This window comes from Flavobacterium sp. P1_E4, from assembly GCF_056405915.1.
In genome coordinates this window covers 67622-86149 of record NZ_JBFUBE010000019.1, presented here as the reverse complement: position 1 = coordinate 86149, position 18528 = coordinate 67622, and the positions used below count along the sequence as shown (strand labels likewise).

The following is an 18528-nucleotide window of genomic DNA, read 5'->3' as shown; positions in this document are numbered from 1 at the left end:
GTATGATTTTGGTTGTAAACATAAATTGAATCATTTGATTTTTCAATATCATTTTGTTCGTGTTTTTTATTGCAAGAAAACAAAAAGCAAATAGTAATTAATAGAAAGACTTTTAAAATTTTCATAGATTCTTGTTTTCGTCCATTTTGCGGTTAAATTGCCACCAACGTTCCGGCACTACAGCGGGTTTGGGACTAAATTAAGCCCATTCTTCGGATTTGCCAAATCATTCCAAATACAAGACCATTTTTCCATTTAGCCAAATGTCCAAATCCGTTGTAGTGGCTGTTAGTGGCTGGCTTGTCATTTCGATATTCGCATCAGTTTTATGATAAAGTCAAATTTGCTTTTCTCGTATTCAGACTCTTTTTTCTGAAGTGATATAACTTTAAATTTTTCAATTAACTTATTTTGATTCAACAACTCAATGGTTAAGTCATTTCCTAAATTATAAATATTCAGATCAATATAATCTTTAGGTTTAGTTACTTTTCTCGTTGGTGGTTCATTACAATAGTCAGCTTCTCCAATTATAAAGGCATTGTTCTTATAAAAATTCCAATTAATTATTTTGCAATAATCTCGTTTAAAACTTTTTGCATTTTTTAAGACAATCGTGTCATTTTTAAAGTAAATATCGTTTGTGTTATCTGTAAACCAAGGATTAGAATCGGTTTCAATTATTCCCTTTTTGTTTTGAACTATTGTTTCTTTGAAAGTATTTAATAATTCCTCTTTTGTGACTTTAGTTTCTTGAGAGTATGAAAATTGAGTAATGAATATTAAAATAAAAAGTAAATTGTTTTTTATCATTTAAGTTTTTTTAGTGGCTGGATTCAGTTTTAAAAATATTCTGGATGTTGTATGAAATCGATATAAAAATCATTTGAGCAATAAGCAATGGCCAAAGTTAAAGTGATAAAGTGTACTAGCAACAGCCAAAGAAATACATATGACGTTTTTCTTTTCTCAATTTTTCTTTCAAAAACATAATTTATAAAAGTTATAATTACAATAAATTCAATTGAAATTAGTGCGAGCTTTTCTACTTGACTATGAATTAAATTCATAAGTCTTTCAATATTTGGAACTCTAACTATCATTGCATATGAAACATAAGTATAAGAAATCATAAAACTTAATGCAGAAAAATTGAGCACATATTTTATTATTTTTTTCACGCTTATTTTAGCTATTAAATTTTCTCTCTATTTCTGGTTGCTTGCCACTAACGTTCTGGCACTACAGCGGGTTTGGGACTAAATTAAGCCCATTCTTCGGATTTGCCAAATCATCCAGATACAAAACCAACTTTCTATTAAGCCTATTGCCCAAATCCGTTGTAGTGGCTGTTGTGCGATCGGTTTTTCTTATTTACCAATCAGGCTTCCAATTTTCTAAATATTCTTTAGGAATATTACGTTTTACATAAATTGTTCCTGAATGTCCTGATTCGAGGGTTGTTATTGAATCTTTATTTATAGTACCTCTTTCTCTTAATATTTGATGACTACATTGAAAAACGATTGAAAATTTTATTTTCAATTTGTTTTCCTCTATAAAATAATACCCCATTGTAGCCTTGCTTGGGTCAAAATGTTCTCTAGTCAATTTCAAAGTGTCAGATTTTGCAATTCTGAATATTCCAATTTTATTCTTAGAATAAAATTTTAAATAGCTTACATATGGATAACTATTGTCATCATTTTTTTCAAAGAAAACGTATTCTTTTGTAATGGTATTTATTGCAAAGTTTATTTTTTCTTTATAAACGGCTAAAGTATCGATGTTGTCAATTTTTTCGTTTTTAAGTTTGTAATCATTTATTTTTTTTCTACAAGAACCACTTTTTGAATATAATCCATTATAACAACAACTTATGAACAAGAAAGTCAAACCAAATAGTAAGAAAATGTTTTTTAATAACTTGTAATTCATTTGTTGATATTTATTCGGTTTCTTCTTTCGCAAACTGTCGCACAACGTTCCCTTGCTACAAGAGGTTTGGGATTAAATTAAGCCTTATTTTCGGATTTGCCTAAATATTCCAAATACAAGACCATTTTTAAATTAAGCCAATTGCTCAAATCTCTTGTAGCAAGTGTTAGGCGACGTTCTTTTTATTGATTAAAATTATATGCTTTTGTAGTTCTTTAATTTTTATATTCAAAATATTATATGAATTAAGAGGTTTTCTATTAATAATATCTGTAAGTTCAGGATATTTTTCAATTAAATCATTTTTAGTATAAATCTCAATATTATTTATGAGCGATATTGTTTGAGCTATGCGAAAAGAAATTTTCTTCAAACTATCTAATTTTTCAGTTTCGTTTTTTGATAGTGTTAATTTGTCAAAATCAATGATTCCCAAAACTTTTATTTGTTCATCAAGAGATTGTGATTTTAAAGCTACTCTAGCAATTTTTTTATAAAATTCTTTATCAGTTTTTTTATAAAAAGTCAATATGTGTAAAATACATTTATTGATTGCTTTTGTAATATCTCTTTCGACAGCTTTAAATATAGGGCATGCAAATGATTGTTCATGTAAATTATATGTTGATAGTAGGCTATTATGAACAGAATCTGGACTACCTTTTGATGGAATTGAATGAACAATTTTACCATCTATAATTTTAATTATATTTATATGCCAATTAAGCATTTCAGGAAATTGAAGTTTTAATTGCGTAATTAATTGTGTGTCATTTTCTGTTCCTGTTGCATTTGGATGATCAACTAAATAATCTTCATCTAAAGAATTATTTGAACCAAATCTATAATATTTCATATCAATATCCATTTTTTATGAAAGTAATTTTTTGACGTTTCATGTGTTTATATTCATCTGCAAGATCCGTTAAAGGTAAGACTTCAAAAATGTATAGCCAATATTGGTAAAAATCAGTAAGTTTAAGTGTTTTTGCATTGTCTTTATACTCTTTTAGATAAGGTTTTTTTTGATATTTCATATCAATTCTAAAAGCTAAAAGCATAAAAATACAATCATTTGAAGTAATTGAATCAGATTTAAGAGTTGAAATTTGTAAATCAAAATTGTATTTTAGTGCATAATAAATAGAATAAGAACACGCTTCATAAATTTTACTCCTTACACCATAATCATAAATATCTTTAGATATCTGTGTGATAATAGGAATGTCAATTTCGTGAGGATCAAAAACATATTCATCAAGAAGATTTATTAAATATGGATATAAAAGAACTAAATGGTGCACTTGTTTTATGAAATAATTTTTGGCACTAATACCTAAATATTTTCCTGATACAATCTGGATAGCATAATTAATGACTGATACATCACTTCCCTCTTCAAGCATTAGTTCAATCGAAAAATCAAAAAATCCTTTGAGTTCTTTTACTCTAATGCCTTCTTTTCCATTAGGAGCAGTATAGGTATTTGTAAAATTAAAATGATTAAGTTTTGTTACCCAATTTTTAACTTCAGCTTTTGGAAGAGAAATAATTTTAGTTTTTTTTGAATTTAATGTTAATTCATATTTTTTGAGTTCATCAGACAAAGTAAGAATGAATCTTTCCGCTTCCTCATAACTTTCTGCATAACAAGTGTAATCATCAATATTTCTAATATATTTAAATCCTTTATTTATTAATTCATAATCTACGGAGGTCAAAATAATTTCTGAAATTAGATTAGAAACGTGTGGGCCAATTAAAAGCCCATTTGTTTCCCCAAATTTTAGATTTCTTGTTACCCCATCAATTTTATTAAACCATAATCCTTGACCTTTATTAGCTTTTGCATACTGCTTGGTTACTAATGCCCATGAAATTGAATGGCTATAAATACTAGGAAAACAATTTGCTATATCTGCATGAGCAACATACTTTGCCTTTATTACGATATCTTGATAAGGTTCACCGTCCATAAAGAAATTTTTGTAATTCATTTCAAAAAGCCCATCTTTTTGAAAGAACTTACGAATATGAATTCTGCTAACTTTGTAAGTTTCAAGACTTGTTTTATTTTTAAAATGATCTATTATTTCTGTCCATATTGTTGATATAAAATGGCATAAATTTGCATATGCAAATGGGTCTGGTATTGCTAAAGGTCTAGGAACATTAATATTTCTAATATTAGAATATCGAATGTAGTCTCTTTCTGTATTTTGATTTGGAAAACTCGGTCTTTTAGAGTATTCTAAAAAGTTTTCACTTGTTAAAAAGTTTGGGATTTTACTAGCGAATAATCCATGACCAACCAATCCGTCGTATAATTCCGATCCAGAAATGTCTGCCATGTAGTCTATATATGAAGTCATATTTTTTTATTTTTTGCGCGAATGTCGCCTAACGTCTTGGCACTACAGCGGGTTTGGGACTAAATTAAGCCCTATTTTCGGATTTGCCAAATCATCCCAAATACAAAACCATCTTTCCATTAAGCCCAATGCCCAAATCCGTTGTAGTGGCTGTTAGTAGCCGTTACTTTATCATTTCGTTTATCCATTTCTCAACTGAGTCTGCTAAAAAATTCTCTTTGGAAGTAAACATCTCTTTCAGAGTTAGCTCTTCTTCATTCGTGCAACCTCCGCAAAGAGTTACCTTTTCATCACTTTCCTTGTTTATTTTTATTTGAGCAAACTCCTGTTCGGTAAGTTTTATTAATTTTTTGGTTTCTAATTTTTCACAAGCAACAGTCGCTAGGTATTTCTCGGCAGGATTTACGTCGTAAAGTTTAGCTTTAAGAGTTGTATAGTTTTTGTTTTTCAGAATTTCAGATATCTTTTTGACAGGTTCAGATTTAGTTCCTGCATAGAAGCAAGCAAATCCAATGATATTATTTTTATCCCGTTTAGGAAGTTTAATAGTGATTATTTTAGTGTCAATTTTTTCTTGTTTTTGACAAGCAAACATTAAGCTTATTATTAATAGAAAGTAGATTTGTTTAATCATTTGAATTTACGTTTTTTTCGGGGTAATGGCTACTAACTAGTATATATGCGAAACAAACTTTCGCCTATCTACCAAACTGGTAGGTGTATATACGAAGTTTTATTTCGCTTTTTTGTTTTTCAAAAATAGCAAAAAATGATTACAAATCGTCAAAAGGACTTTTTATTTGTCGGATACTTTTCGTACTTACATGAGTGTAGATTTCGGTAGTTCTGCTGCTGTTATGCCCCAATAATTCTTGTATGTAGCGCAAATCGGTACCGCTTTCCAATAAATGGGTGGCAAAGCTATGGCGAAGCCAATGCAATGTAACTGGTTTTTGAATCCCAACTTTTTTTAAAGCTTGTTTTAATACAAGTTGCAAACTTCTGGAGTCGTAGGGAGAACCGGAAATTTGTCCCTCAAATAGATATGTGGTGGGTTTGAAAACTTTGTAATAATCTCGCAACATTTCCAATATCTTCGGACTTAACGGTGTTATTCTGTCTTTCTTTCCTTTTGCGCTTTTCAAGAGCACCAGATTTCTTTTGGAATCGATATGAACGGGTTGTAGCGCCAGCAACTCACCACAACGTAATCCGCAACTATAAATTAAACTCAGCATCGTTTTGTGTTTGAGGTTACTATGAGCATTCAAAATCAGTTTTACTTCCTCTTTACTCAAAACATTGGGGAGTATTTTTTCTCGTTTCGGACGGTGAATTTTCTCGATTTCGATTTTAGTTTCTCGTATGGTGGAGAAAAACAATTTGACAGCATTGACGATTTGGTTTTGATACGAAGCCGACAAATTATTGTTCAAAATGTATTCGTTATTGTACCGAATAACATCATCATTGTTAATTTCGGCTACCATTTTGTCGTTGTAAAAGGTCAGAAAGGTTTTTAAAGCTTCGGTATAGGTAGTTATGGTACTGTTGCTGTAACGTCGGGACAACAGCCAGTGTTTGAATTTTTCTATTTGGGCGATTCCCTCAGCCGAAGGAAGTTTGATTGGTGTCTCGATAATTCGAAATAACATTCGGTTTTCAAAGGTATCAGGCAAATGCCAAACGCCTAATGTTTGACTCCATCTTGATCCCTCTTGTAGCTTAATGCGATCAATCCAATCTTGATTTTTTTCGAAATAAATGGCTATGCGGCTTTCGCCACCGCGTTTGATGAGTTTGGCTGTCCAGTTCATAAGGCGAATAGTTAAAGTAAAAGGCGTTTAGTTGAATGATAAAGATAAGGAAAAGATTGCAGATTTTTGGATTTTATTGAATAGTGAGTTGTGAAAGGTGAGGAATGATCTCCGCAATACTATTCCAGAATCAAAGTAATTAGGAGTGCTGATTGATTGTTGTTTTAAAACGTAGTTTGATTATTGATATGGAGCAGAAACATTAGGTCTTTTTGGAGATATCGTCCCGCTTTCCGTTGCAAACGAAGCTCACTGAACTCCTATGAAAGTAAAAATATAGTGAAGTAATCTTTTCTTTTTTAAAGAAAAAAAGAAAAGGATTTCCACTTTACACGAGCGAAGCGAACTGGTGAAGCAATCGGGGCTAAAGGGCAATGCCATTAAGTTAAGGGAAGATTAAAAAAAAAGCACTCAGATTCAGGAGATTTTTGCTTTTTTTGCTGCGTAAATCTGCGAAATCTGCGTGAAAATAAAAACAGCAATTCCTTAACTTAATGAAATTGGGCTAAAGGGAGGTGTTTTGGTTTTTTGCCATTATCCAAAAAAGAAAACTATTCCAGTATAAAATAGTATGTTATTCGTTTTCTCTCTTATTTAATGCTGCGCCTGACGATATAGCTGTTGGCGGGAAGCCATTTTAGATTCTAATTTTTTCATTATAGCATTTTTTAGTTATTCAAACCAACCTTTTCCTTTTTCTAAACGTTCAAAAAAAATGGTTAATGAATTTCAGATTCTCCTGTGCAGGGAGACAATTAAAGCGCTACGATTTCACAAAAGACAAATTCAAATTCTTCAAGAGTTCTCTCAGCAAATGCTTCTTGAAATACAAGAAAAGGATTCCCATATTCTTCCTCAGTGAGGGAAGCAAGGTGAAATAGTGGCATATAATCAGCAAACCCTTTTGCTTTTCACCTTCCATTTTTCACTTTCAAGCAGTAACAGACTTTGAGAAAAGAGCAGACTGCAGTATAAAAAAAACAGAAATTTCGATAGGTTTATCCTGTTTGTAGATTTTCCCCTTATGGCAGTAAATTACCGCTTCACTTAAAATCTAGTTATAGTAATCAAGATCCGCAAAGTCGAAAAATGCCTCAACAACCACGAATGGATTTGCTGTCTCATACACCGACCAAAAAGTAGTCCCAAAGAATTTTTTATTCTTTTTCATAGGGAGAAGATTTAATATTAACCAGCGAAGTTCCGTTCTTAAAAGAGGATGATCTATTCGGAATACAGATATAATATCTTATAAAATGGATATTTAATAGGATATTTTTTTATCTTTGAAACTCAGACTTTTTAATCCAAAGGGCTTTATCTTTGAACCTTCAGAAAATTGATACTCATTATGGAACAAAAAATACATCAGGGAAGAAACGTAAAACGTTTCAGAGAAATGCTTAACATAAAGCAGGAGGCATTAGCTTATGATCTGGGAGAGGACTGGAATCAGAAGAAAATTTCTATGCTGGAGCAAAAAGATGTAATTGAAGATAACCTGCTTAAACAAATCTCAGCAGTATTAAAAATTCCTGTTGAAGCTTTTCAGAATTTTGATGAAGAGCAAGCAATAAATATTATTTCGAATACTTTTCATGACACTCAAGGTTTGATAAATTATAGCCCAACTTTCAATAATAATCCAATCGACAAATTGATCCAACTTCACGAAGAAAAAATTGCTTTGTACGAACGAATGTTGAAGGAGAAAGATGAAATGATGGCAAGGCTTGAAAAATTAATCAATAAATAATTCGGAAAAATTCTTATTCATATTTCGAAAATATAAAATAATCATTTATAAAAGACATATTAATTCCACAAAGAGACTTTCTAGTCTCTTTTTTTTGGGGAGTGGGTTTGTAATAACGTTTTGGTAACCATCGGGTTTGGGGCTAAATTAAACCCATTATTCAGGACAGGACACTCTTTTTTTTTGGGACGGGCAAAGCCATAGATAAAGCATAGATAGTGTATGGATAATGTATGAAAAGTGGTACTAGTCTTTAAAAATCAATGAACCATCTCAAATCATTAGTTTTTTAGTGCTAACTTTTTCAAATTATGCTTAAAATAGGTCATAAAGACCGCAATAATTACTTGTAAAATGGTGATCCATATGAGTTCAGTGAATTTTATTTGTAGCTCACTACCAAAGTAACAGCCTGACAGCATCCCGATAAAAGGGCGTATACTCGCAAAGTGAATTGCCCTTTTTTCGGGATGGTGGCTCGCCCCAATAATTTTGATTAAACCGTGGTTTCTGTCAAAGGAATGAAGCTGCTTTTTGGGGCTTCACATAACGAACAGCAATAATCTTCGGGAAGATCCTGAAAGAGTGTGCCTTTTTCGATGCCCTGAATGACATCGCCGTAGTCTGAATTATAAACAGTTAAGCATTCTGGACATTGGTGAATGTCCTGTGCTTTGGTTTCCTTTTTGGCGCTGGTATTTTTGAATTCGAGTACACTGTTGCCTAGTTCTTCAAAGTATTTTTTACTCAATTCTATTAAGATATTGGGCAATTCGAGTTTGTCGACATCTTGCGCGTGTACGATGTATTCCTTGGTGTTGGGATCAAAATTTTTGGCATACAAAATATTGAAAGTATCTCGGATTTTGATCGATTCGAGATCCTTTGGCGATTCGTTTTTTTCGATAACCACCGAGGTGAAATAATGACCGTCTCGATTATAGTCGGACAGTCCGAAGGTAAGTCCGTAGGTGCTGATGTCGAACTGGTCGAGGGTGCGCACCAGAAAAGTTTTGAGGTTCAAGGCCCATTCCGTAGCTACGGGTAAGTGCCAGTTGAGTTCCAAAAGGGAGTGGCGAACATTGATTCCTTTTTTGCCCAAGAATTTTTCCCAATCGAGTTTGCGGTCTTTGGGGATTCCTTTCACGATGAAKGATTTCCAAGGGGTGATACATATTTTTCCGATTTTGCAGTCGAAACATAAATCACACATTTCTTTCAAGAATTCCAGATCGTAGAGGTTGTTGCGCCAGTAAAGTCCTAACCAGTATTGGTCGATACCAAGTCTGTTCATTCCTTCGTAATAAGGGAAGGGGTAAAACGGAATATTTAATGGCTGGTCGATGGTTCTGTTGTTGGTGTCCAAATCGCTAATGAGTTGGAAAATCATATCAACAGTATCGGGTTCTTCCTGAAGTATTTTTTCTATTTCGTAATATATTTTCCCTATGTCCCAGCTGTAGATCAATACAGGGAAAAGTTCCATTTTGTCCCATTTTGGCAAACGCACATACAGGAACCAATAATCTTCGTGGTGCGAAGCCACAAAGTTGATGTGTCCCGTGAATAGTGGAACGAGCTGTTGTTTAGGGTCGGTTACATTGACCTTTAATTTGGGCTGTTCCTTGAATTGTTCCAATATGTAAAGGAATTTGTTTCCGGTAAGCCAAGTCGTATTCCTGAAAATATCGGTCGATACATAAGAGGAAACGATGTTATTGCCACTTTTTTCGTTGGGCAAAACAAAATGATGTTTCCCAATTTTTTCGGGAGTGTTATTTTTGAATCCTTTTGGGAATATAATGTCTTGCCTGGAACCAAAAGAGATGGCTTCAAGACCTTGCTCCAATGCCATATTTACAATTTCTCGTAATTCCCCCGGAGATATAACCCCGCCTTTTACTATGAGTCTTGTTAATTCCATTTTTTTTAGTTTTTATTGTTGGTTGTTTAAAGGTTTAAACTCTTTAGGTTTAAAATTGTTTAATTGTTTAAGGTTGTTTAAGGTTTGTGGTTTTGAAGATGCTTTTTAGCACGATTTAGAGTATTAAACAATTTTAAACTTTTAAACCATTAAACCTTTTCAAACCCTATTTAGCTTTCGCCAATATCTCCTTCACTTCAGTTTTGCAACTGCCACAACCTAGTCCCGCTCCCGTGGTTTTACAAAGTTCGGTAAAATTGGTAACGCCACTTTTGATGCATTCTTCAATATTTCCGCTTCCTACCTGACTACAAGAGCAAACTAGTTTCCCAATTACGGGTTTGGCCTCGGAGCCGCTTCCTCTTAATAAGGTGTTTCGTTTGTCGGCCAATTCGATTTTGCTTTCAATCATTGTCTTGAATTCGGCAAACTCATTTTTGTCACCCATTAGGATGGCTCCAATGAGCAAATCGTTCTTGACGATACATTTTTTATAATAGCGTTTCCCTAAGTCGGCAAAAACAATTTCTTCATAGGAATCATCGTTTTCGGGTACTTCGATTTCACCTATTGAACAAAGATTGATGTCTTCCAGTTTTAGGATATTCATCAATACCGATCCTTTGTAAAAACTGCTGATGTCACCGGCTATAAAGTTGGCTAAAACATCGGCCTGTTCTTCGGCAGCAGAGGTGATTCCGAATAACTGATTGTTGAATTCGGCAATTTCACCTATCGCAAATACATCAGGATGGGAGGTTTGCAAGTACTGGTTGACTTTTACGCCACGTCCACAAGCCAGTCCTGTTTCCTTGGCTAATTCTATGTTTGGTATCGTTCCAATGGTGTAAACAATGGCATTGGCAGTAATGATTCGACCACTTTTCAGAGCGATTTCCAATTCGTTTGCATTATCGGTTTCAAATACGGTACTGACTTCATTATCAAAATAAATTTGAATGTCTCTTTGCTGTACTTCTTCGGCCAATAATTTACTGGAGATTCTATCCAATTGACGTTCCATCAATCGGGACGCTCTTTGTATAATAGTTATTTTAACTTTTTTGTGTTTAAGGGCTGCAGCCAGTTCCAGTCCCAGTAATCCACCACCTACAATCACTACGTGTTGTTCTTCGGCAGGTAAATTGGTGCCATCCAGATAATCTTTTAGTTTGTCGGCATCTGTTTTCTTTCTGATGGTAAAACGCCCCGGAAGATGTAATTGGGCATTTTCAGGTATAAAAGGGCGGCTTCCAGTTGCCATTATCAACATATCAAATTGATGAACGGTGCCTCGGCAGTCGGTTATGGTTTTGTCTGCAGTACTTACATTTTCAATTGCAACACCCGATTTCATCGTGATATTCAATTGGCTCATGCCATCGCTTTTTATTTTCAAAAGGCTTTCCCAAGTAAATTCTCCAGTCACATATTCTGGCAACAGAACGCGGTTGTAGAATGGGTTTTCCTCATTCGAAAAAACAATAATTTCATCGGTAGTATTTATTTCTCTGTAATTTTGAATAAAGCGGAAAGCAGCAGCTCCAGCACCTACAACGGCAATTTTTTGAAATGGTTTCACGTATTTTGTTACCGCTACCGTGGTGTATTTAAAATCAGGCTCTTTGGATATTGGATCTACAATCGTGTTAGTCAGATTGTTGGTTCTGTTCAAGTCGTTGTCCAATTGTTTTCCCCAATGCATAGGCAAAAATAGAACACCTTCTTTGATAGTGTCGGTTACTTTTGCTTTCACCCGAACTTCACCATTTTTACTGCTCACAACAACAATGTCACCATTTTTTATTTCAGACTTGTAGGCATCTATTGGGTTGATTTCGAGAACTGGGCTAGGAGTGTGCGTCATCAATCGGGACACTTTACCGGTTTTGGTCATTGTGTGCCATTGATCACGAATTCGTCCCGTTGTCAATATAAAAGGATATTGAGCTGAAGGAAGTGGAGATGTGTTTTCGATACTCGTTGGAATATTGAAAATCGCTTTTTGCGAAGGCGTAAAGAACTTTTTATCGGCGAATAGGCGAGGAGTTCCTGGGTGTCCGTAATCCGGAACAGGCCATTGGAAAGTGCCTTCGTTTTTTAGTCGGGAATAATTTAAATAGGAAATATCAATATTGGTGCCTTTGGTCATTAGGCAGTATTCTTTGTAAACAGCTTCGGTATTGTTGAAGTTGAAACCAGAGAACTTCATTTTTTTGGCAAAGTTCAGCAAGATTTCCACATCCGATAAAGCTTCACCTGGGGCATTAATTCCTTTTGGTAAATACGAAATACGACGCTCAGAGTTGGTCATTGTTCCCTCTTTTTCCAGCCATCCTGCGGCAGGCAACAATAAATCGGCAAACTTGGCGGTATCGGCATTATGGGAGATGTCTTGAACGACAACAAATTTTGCGTTTTGCAATGCTTTTTCAACTCTTCTTGCATCTGGCAAACTCACCATTGGATTGGTGCAAATAATCCAAATGGCTTTCATTTTGCCCGATTCCAAGGCGTCAAACATTTCGGTTGCTGTTAATCCTGGTTTTTCAGAAATGGATTCCACTCCCCAAAAATCGGCTACTTCCTTGCGGTGTTCAGGATTGTTTAATTCTTTGTGAACCGCCAGTAAATTGGCCATTCCGCCCACTTCACGGCCTCCCATAGCATTGGGTTGTCCGGTCAATGAGAAAGGTCCGGAACCCGGTTTTCCAACCTGCCCGGTTATCAATGAAAGATTAAGTAAAGCTGTGTTTTTATCAACCCCAATGGCGCTTTGGTTCAATCCCATAGCCCACATGGATATAAATCCTTTGGCTTTGCCAATAATATCGGCTGCGAGGTGAATGTCACTTACAGAAACTCCACATAATTTGGATGCTTTTTCATAGGAACTGCCCATTACCATGTCTTTGTAAGCCTTAAAGTTTTCGGTATGATTTCGTATAAAATCAAAATCAACGTATGCTTTTTCAATTAATCGTCTCCCGATGGCGTGGTACAAAACAATATCAGTCCCAGGAAGTATCTGCAAGTGCAAATCTGCTGCGATAGCCGAGTCGGTGCGTCTTGGATCGACAACAATAATTTTTGTCTTTGGGTTTTTCTCCTTGTGTTGTTCGATTCGTCTGAACAGAATTGGGTGACAAAAAGCGGGATTGGCTCCTGTTATCAAGAAAGTGTCGGCAAGTTCTATGTCGGCATAAGCGATAGGAACGGAGTCTTCACCAAAAGTTTTTTTGTAACCCGCCACTGCCGAGCTCATGCAAAGTCTTGAATTGGTGTCTATATTATTGGTTTTTAGAAAACCTTTTACTAGTTTGTTAACCAAGTAATATTCTTCGGTCAGACATTGTCCAGAAATATAAAACCCAACACTGTCCGGTCCGTGTTTTTTTATAATTGAAGAAAAAACAGCTGCTGCACGGTCAAGAGCGGCATCCCAGCTTACTCTTTCTTTTGGGTGCGATTTGCTCCATCTCATTTCGGGATACAATATCCTGTCCGAAGTGTCATTGACTACATAATGTAAGTTCATTCCTTTGGAACAAAGCATTCCTCTATTTACGGGATGGTCTTTGTCGCCTGTAACCGTCACTCCATTTTTAGAATCATTTTTTACAATAATTCCGCATCCTACTCCACAATAGGAACACGTAGTTTTGATTTCTGTATTTTGCATTATGTATGTCTTCGTTTATAAAGTAGCTTTGTAAGAATCAATATAGATGATATTACACAAACAAAAATAAGTAATAAATAAGTATTAATACGTATAAAACTAATTTTATTTTGATCTCAGCGCAAATAAAATTAGAATGGTAAAAATCAGTTGTCTTTTTTGAATTATTAAAAGTATTGGGTGTTATAGCAGATTAATAATTGTGTTTTTGCAAGTTTGGTGGCGAGAAAACAGAAAAACAGAAGGCAGAAAGCATCGGATAGAAAATTGCAATCTGCAACCTGAAGTCTGCAATCTAAAATCTGCAATCTGATTTAGGGCGTGCCCCTGAGTAAAAACTTCGGGTCGTGCTGTACGTTCCCGCTTTTTTTCTTTTCAATTGCCACGGGTTTAAACCCGTGGCAACTGATAAAGAAAAAAGAGCTCCACTGCCATCACTCACGCAACCTAATAACATATTCAGGAGATTTGTAAGAATATTTTATTATTTAACTAAAAAAAAACTTGATGTATTTGGAAGACACATCAAGTTTTAATGAATAAAGATTTTTTTTATAGTATTAATAGACTTAGTATTAGGGTAGAAAGGGGATTGCTTTTTTTAGGGAAGTTTTAAAAAATCTGCGTAAATCCGTCAAATCTGCGTGCAATTTTTTCATACAGATTTGACGGATTTACTTAGATTGAATTGGTTAATTTGCATATAATCTGAGTTTGTGCAATTAATTTTTTAAACCAATCTTAAATCCATTGATATACTCGACAGGTTTTTTTCCATCATAGGACATATTGTCAATAAAATCGGTTGTTGCCGGCTTGAATCCATCAGTGTAAGGGATGTCTGTTTCGGTGATAAATCCTTCTTCCAGCAATAAATTGGCTGCTCGAATCCAAATATCTGGTTTGTATACTTCTTTAATTTTACTGAGATACCAGTCATTAGGCTTTGCTTCAGTTATTTGTCCCCAACGTTTCATTTGAGTCATGAACCAAATTCCATCAGAATAATATGGATATGTAGCATTGTATTTGAAGAAAACATTAAAATCAGGTATGGAACGCACATCTCCTTTTTCAAATTCAAAAGTTCCAAGCATCGAATTGTCGATTACGTGTTTGTCTCCGTCCACATAAGCTGATTTTGACAAGATACGTGTGGCTTCTTTTCGGTTTTCGGGATTATCCAACCATTTTCCCGCTTTGATTAATGCCTTTGTAATGGCAATTGCAGTGTTCGGATATTTTGAAACAAACTCCTTGGTTAGTACAAATACTTTTTCAGGATGATTTTTCCAAATCTCTCTGCTTGTAACTATAGGAACACCAATGGTTTCTTCAACCGCCTGTTGATTCCATGGCTCTCCTACGCAATAGCCATCAATCGTTCCTGATTTTAATGTTTGAGGCATTTGTGGTGGCGCCGTAACATTCAGCAATACATCAGCGTCCATATTTCCTTTGCTACCTTGGATGTTGTTATTGTTGTAAAAACCAGGATTTATGCCGCCAGCCGCCAGCCAATATCGCAACTGGTAATTATGAGTTGAATAAGCCGCAACAATTCCAAAAGTAAAAGGTTTGTTCATTTTTTTGTAAAAATTTAGAGCCGGTTTCAAAGCATATGATGGAATAGGATGCACGGGTCTACCATATTCTTCGGGTATACTATCTTTCATTTTGGACCAGATGGAATTGGATACTGTTATCGCATTTCCGTTCAAATCCATGGAGTAGGTGGTAACCAATTGAGCTTGTCTTCCACATCCCACGGCTGCCGCTATAGGTTGCCCAGCTAGCATCTGGGCTCCGTCTAGTTGATTGTCAATCACTTTGTCTAATATATCTCTCCAGTTGGCTTGAGCTTCTAAGGTTACAGCAAGTCCTTCATCGTCAAAATAACCTAAAAACTTTGCAATGGCAAGAGGTGCCATATCGGTTAGTTTTATGAATCCAATAGTTACGTTTGGTTTTTCCAATTGTAGTTTTTTGGTTTTCGGTGGGCCGATACTTCTTTTTTTCAAAATGGGATTGCCAGGTATTTCACTTTTAAAGCTAGTAACAGTAAATGCTATTAATAGTATTGCTGTTAATTGTAAGGATAGTTTTTTCATGGTTATTGGTTTGGCTGTTAATACTTTAGTAAATATACGTAATAGTACTTATTTTGTAAAATTTAAATTACGTAGTTGGTGATTTTTATGGAAATTATAATTATGGAGTGTTCTTTATATTTAAATCTTAAAAAAGGGTTTTTAAAAAATGAAAATCATTATTTTTAGATGTGCTTTTAGTAATCTAAAGTTTGATAATTTTTAAAAATAGAGTTGATTAATAGGTAATTATGGTTTTTTATCGGAAATAATGCTTTTTAGTTTTCTAAAAATTTTCCCTAGACTTTTTCTTTATTTATAAAAAAGCTGCTTCCAAAATGGCATTTTTTTGGAAGCAGCTATACACAAGTAATTAAAATGGGGGATTATTATTTTCTATCCATTTCTTTTGATAAGATGGGTTGTTTTTCGTTCATGATTTTGGTTACAGTCATGTGCATCCATATCAAGCATGCCGCAGATAACAGTAATATAAAAATCCAAGAGCTTGACCAAATTCCGGTAGCGGTCAATAAATAGCCAAAGATGATTGGACCAAAGAAACCGCCCAGTCCACCAATCATTCCAACCATACCGCCTACAACACCTACTTCGGTAGGGAAATATTCTGGGATATGTTTGTAAACGGCAGCTTTACCAATTCCCCATGAAATTCCGATAAGGATTACTAATATGAGATATACCCACATATTGGCACTAAAATGGATGGCTGTTACTCCTTTGGCGATAAGTTCTTTTTTCTTTACTTCTTGATTTTCACTTACTACAACTTGTTGCCAAGAATTGCGTGTTGGGAATATGGTGTTTTCTAATGGTTTATTTACTTTCAAATTGATAGGGAATTCTTTTTCGCCCACTTTTACAAGAGTATTCGAAACTGCCGTGATGATTCCTTTTTTGGTTGCCATAACTCCAGGCCCAGATGTGGTAATGTCCATTTTTGGAATCATTAATAAGGCACTTAAAATTACAGATGAACTCAATACCCAATACATAACTTTTCTGGCTCCGAATTTATCGGATAAAAAGCCACCAAAAGCACGAATCACCCCTGACGGTAAGCTAAACATGGTTGCAAACATTCCACCCATTACTAAACTAGTTTGATATACATTCATAAAGTTTGGTAATAACCATTGAGAGTATGCAACGAAACAACCAAATACCAAGAAATAATAGGCTCCAAATCTCCAAACTCTAGTGTTTTTTAAAGATTGTAACATTTGAGGTACTGTTTTGGTTTGGTTTTCATTTTTCTTGTTTTTGGTAAAAAGCAAAAAGATGATACCAATTATAACTAATGCTGTTCCATATATAACAGGAAGTAGTTTCCATCCATTTTGAGGATCGGATATAGAGAATTCATTTAGTAAAGAAGGAGCCAAAAACGTGGTGATAGCAGCACCGGCATTACCCATTCCAAAAATCCCCAAGGCTCTTCCTTGCCATTCTTTCGGATACCAAATAGAAGTGAAGCCTATACCAACTGCAAAACTGGTTCCAACCATGCCAAAGAAAAAACTTAGTAATGCAAACATGAAAAAGCTATCTGCAAAAGGCAATAGAAACAAAGGAATAGAACAAAGCAGAAGTAATAAAGAGAATACGTATTTACCACCAAATTTATCAGTTAGCATACCTATTGGTAAACGCATTACAGATCCCGTTAAAATTGGAATTCCTAAAAGCCATCCTACTTGGACTACATCCCATTTGAAGATTCCATTATCTACCAAAAAAGTGACAAGAACCCCATTGAGAGTCCAACAGGCGAAGCACACCGTAAATGCTAATGTGTTTAAAAATAAAATACGGTGCGATTGTGAGAGGGAGTTTGTTGTTGACATAATACTTATATTTTTATACAAAACTAAGTAGTATGTTCTAAAAAAAAACTGCGTTTTCGCAGTTTTTGAAAAATAATTAAGTATTTATACGTATGTTTTATTTTAACTAACTAAGTTGCTAAGTTTTTAAAATAGAAAACGCCAAATCACTAAGTACTGATCTGGCGTCTATATTTTTTAAACCTTTAAACTTAAAAAATAATAATCTTAGAATCTTAGTATCTCAGATTCTTAGCATCTCTAAAGAAGCGAATACTCTGCTGCCTTATTGGAAAGTTCCATCAGGTTTTTTACTTTTAATTTTTTCATTAGATTGAATCGGTGTACTTCGGCTGTTCTTTTGCTGATGTCCAAGGCTTCTGCGATTTCTTTATTTCCTTTACCTGTCAATAAAAGTTTTAGAATTTCTTTCTCTCTTTTGGTAATTACTTGGTCTTCTCCCAAAGATTGTTTTGGTTCGGCAGTAAGTACAGGATTGGTTAACTGTCCAATTAATATAGATGAAATGTCACCACTGAAATATTTTCCACCATTGGCAACAGTATGTAGTGCTTTTAAAAATTCTTCTTTACTGGATCCTTTGAGTAAGTATCCGTCTGCACCGGCTTGAATTGATTTCAATACGTATTCTTCAGATTCATGCATAGAAAGCATTACAATTTTTACCAAATTGTTTTTACTTCTCAGTTGCTCTACAACTTCAATACCGGTCATATTTGGCATCCGAATATCAAGAATAAGTAAATCGGGTTGGACACTGTCTATTAAGGCTAAGGCTTCCAGACCGTCTGTAGCTTCGCCTACAACAGTGATGTTTGCTTCGTTTTCTAATAAAGATTTTATGCCATCTCTCACAAATACGTGGTCGTCTGCAAGAATTACTCGAATTGTATTATTCATAATATACTTATTGTTCAATCCTACTTTTTACGTAGATTCATCTAATTTAAGATGCTAAGATACGTAATTTTCAATTTCAAAGACAATTTCAATAGCAAAACTTAAATTTCAAAAATTGATTAAATGTTTTTATTGATTCTGATAGAAAGAGTGTTGCTCTAAAGTTTAGCTGGATAGGATG

General features: G+C 34.5%; 13 protein-coding genes. 1 reads left to right on the top strand and 12 read right to left on the bottom strand.

The features are described 5' to 3' along the window. Positions 1-303: 303 nt before the first annotated feature. The 7 genes from AC1DY0_RS15790 to AC1DY0_RS15760 form a co-directional block, all read right to left on the bottom strand. Complete coding sequence (locus tag AC1DY0_RS15790) at positions 304-813, bottom strand: hypothetical protein (protein ID WP_477189544.1); 510 nt, start codon at positions 811-813, stop codon at positions 304-306. A gap of 561 nt (positions 814-1374) precedes the next feature. Next, positions 1375-1938, bottom strand: a complete 564-nt coding sequence (locus AC1DY0_RS15785) for a hypothetical protein (protein WP_477189543.1) — start codon at positions 1936-1938, stop codon at positions 1375-1377. Positions 1939-2104: 166 nt separating this feature from the next. Continuing rightward, a complete protein-coding gene (locus AC1DY0_RS15780) occupies positions 2105-2806 on the bottom strand; it encodes a hypothetical protein (protein ID WP_477189542.1) in 702 nt (233 codons plus the stop codon). Then, positions 2796-4310 (bottom strand): RNA-directed DNA polymerase, encoded by a 1515-nt coding sequence (locus AC1DY0_RS15775; RefSeq protein WP_477189541.1) that lies wholly within the window; start codon positions 4308-4310, stop codon positions 2796-2798. Before AC1DY0_RS15775 ends, AC1DY0_RS15780 begins: the two co-directional genes overlap by 11 nt. 163 nt (positions 4311-4473) lie before the next feature. Beyond that, positions 4474-4944, bottom strand: a complete 471-nt coding sequence (locus AC1DY0_RS15770; RefSeq protein WP_477189540.1) for a hypothetical protein — start codon at positions 4942-4944, stop codon at positions 4474-4476. Positions 4945-5083: 139 nt separating this feature from the next. Then, complete coding sequence (locus AC1DY0_RS15765) at positions 5084-6127, bottom strand: tyrosine-type recombinase/integrase (RefSeq protein ID WP_477189539.1); 1044 nt, start codon at positions 6125-6127, stop codon at positions 5084-5086. 755 nt (positions 6128-6882) lie between these two features. Further along, positions 6883-7014, bottom strand: coding sequence for a hypothetical protein (locus AC1DY0_RS15760; RefSeq protein WP_477189538.1), 132 nt, complete (start codon positions 7012-7014; stop codon positions 6883-6885). Positions 7015-7478: 464 nt separating this feature from the next. Between AC1DY0_RS15760 and AC1DY0_RS15755 the strand changes: the two genes are divergently transcribed. After that, positions 7479-7883 carry a helix-turn-helix domain-containing protein gene (locus AC1DY0_RS15755; RefSeq protein WP_477189537.1) on the top strand — a complete coding sequence of 135 codons (405 nt, stop codon included), beginning with the start codon at positions 7479-7481 and terminating at the stop codon, positions 7881-7883. A 496-nt stretch (positions 7884-8379) separates the two neighbouring features. On the opposite strand, the gene AC1DY0_RS15750 is transcribed toward AC1DY0_RS15755, so the two are convergent. From AC1DY0_RS15750 to AC1DY0_RS15730, 5 genes are all read right to left on the bottom strand, one after another. Beyond that, complete coding sequence (locus tag AC1DY0_RS15750) at positions 8380-9807, bottom strand: rubredoxin (RefSeq protein WP_477189536.1); 1428 nt, start codon at positions 9805-9807, stop codon at positions 8380-8382. 166 nt (positions 9808-9973) lie between these two features. Continuing rightward, entirely contained in the window at positions 9974-13489 is a 3516-nt protein-coding gene (locus AC1DY0_RS15745) for a molybdopterin-dependent oxidoreductase (RefSeq protein WP_477189535.1), read from the bottom strand. A gap of 722 nt (positions 13490-14211) precedes the next feature. Beyond that, a complete protein-coding gene (locus AC1DY0_RS15740) occupies positions 14212-15600 on the bottom strand; it encodes a CmpA/NrtA family ABC transporter substrate-binding protein (protein ID WP_477189534.1) in 1389 nt (462 codons plus the stop codon). Between the two features lie 368 nt (positions 15601-15968). Further along, entirely contained in the window at positions 15969-17447 is a 1479-nt protein-coding gene (locus AC1DY0_RS15735; RefSeq protein WP_477189533.1) for an MFS transporter, read from the bottom strand. A 240-nt stretch (positions 17448-17687) separates the two neighbouring features. Continuing rightward, on the bottom strand, positions 17688-18347 hold the full coding sequence (locus tag AC1DY0_RS15730; RefSeq protein WP_477189532.1) for a response regulator: 660 nt from the start codon (positions 18345-18347) through the stop codon (positions 17688-17690). Positions 18348-18528: the final 181 nt, after the last annotated feature.

Excerpts from the sequence above, each read along its gene's own strand:
- AC1DY0_RS15790 (WP_477189544.1), bottom strand. The coding sequence starts at position 813 with ATGATAAAAAACAATTTACTTTTTATTTTAATATTCATTACTCAATTT.
- AC1DY0_RS15785 (WP_477189543.1), bottom strand. The coding sequence starts at position 1,938 with ATGAATTACAAGTTATTAAAAAACATTTTCTTACTATTTGGTTTGACT.
- AC1DY0_RS15780 (WP_477189542.1), bottom strand. The coding sequence starts at position 2,806 with ATGGATATTGATATGAAATATTATAGATTTGGTTCAAATAATTCTTTA.
- AC1DY0_RS15775 (WP_477189541.1), bottom strand. The coding sequence starts at position 4,310 with ATGACTTCATATATAGACTACATGGCAGACATTTCTGGATCGGAATTA.
- AC1DY0_RS15770 (WP_477189540.1), bottom strand. The coding sequence starts at position 4,944 with ATGATTAAACAAATCTACTTTCTATTAATAATAAGCTTAATGTTTGCT.
- AC1DY0_RS15765 (WP_477189539.1), bottom strand. The coding sequence starts at position 6,127 with ATGAACTGGACAGCCAAACTCATCAAACGCGGTGGCGAAAGCCGCATA.
- AC1DY0_RS15760 (WP_477189538.1), bottom strand. The coding sequence starts at position 7,014 with ATGCCACTATTTCACCTTGCTTCCCTCACTGAGGAAGAATATGGGAAT.
- AC1DY0_RS15755 (WP_477189537.1), top strand. The coding sequence starts at position 7,479 with ATGGAACAAAAAATACATCAGGGAAGAAACGTAAAACGTTTCAGAGAA.
- AC1DY0_RS15745 (WP_477189535.1), bottom strand. The coding sequence starts at position 13,489 with ATGCAAAATACAGAAATCAAAACTACGTGTTCCTATTGTGGAGTAGGA.
- AC1DY0_RS15740 (WP_477189534.1), bottom strand. The coding sequence starts at position 15,600 with ATGAAAAAACTATCCTTACAATTAACAGCAATACTATTAATAGCATTT.
- AC1DY0_RS15735 (WP_477189533.1), bottom strand. The coding sequence starts at position 17,447 with ATGTCAACAACAAACTCCCTCTCACAATCGCACCGTATTTTATTTTTA.
- AC1DY0_RS15730 (WP_477189532.1), bottom strand. The coding sequence starts at position 18,347 with ATGAATAATACAATTCGAGTAATTCTTGCAGACGACCACGTATTTGTG.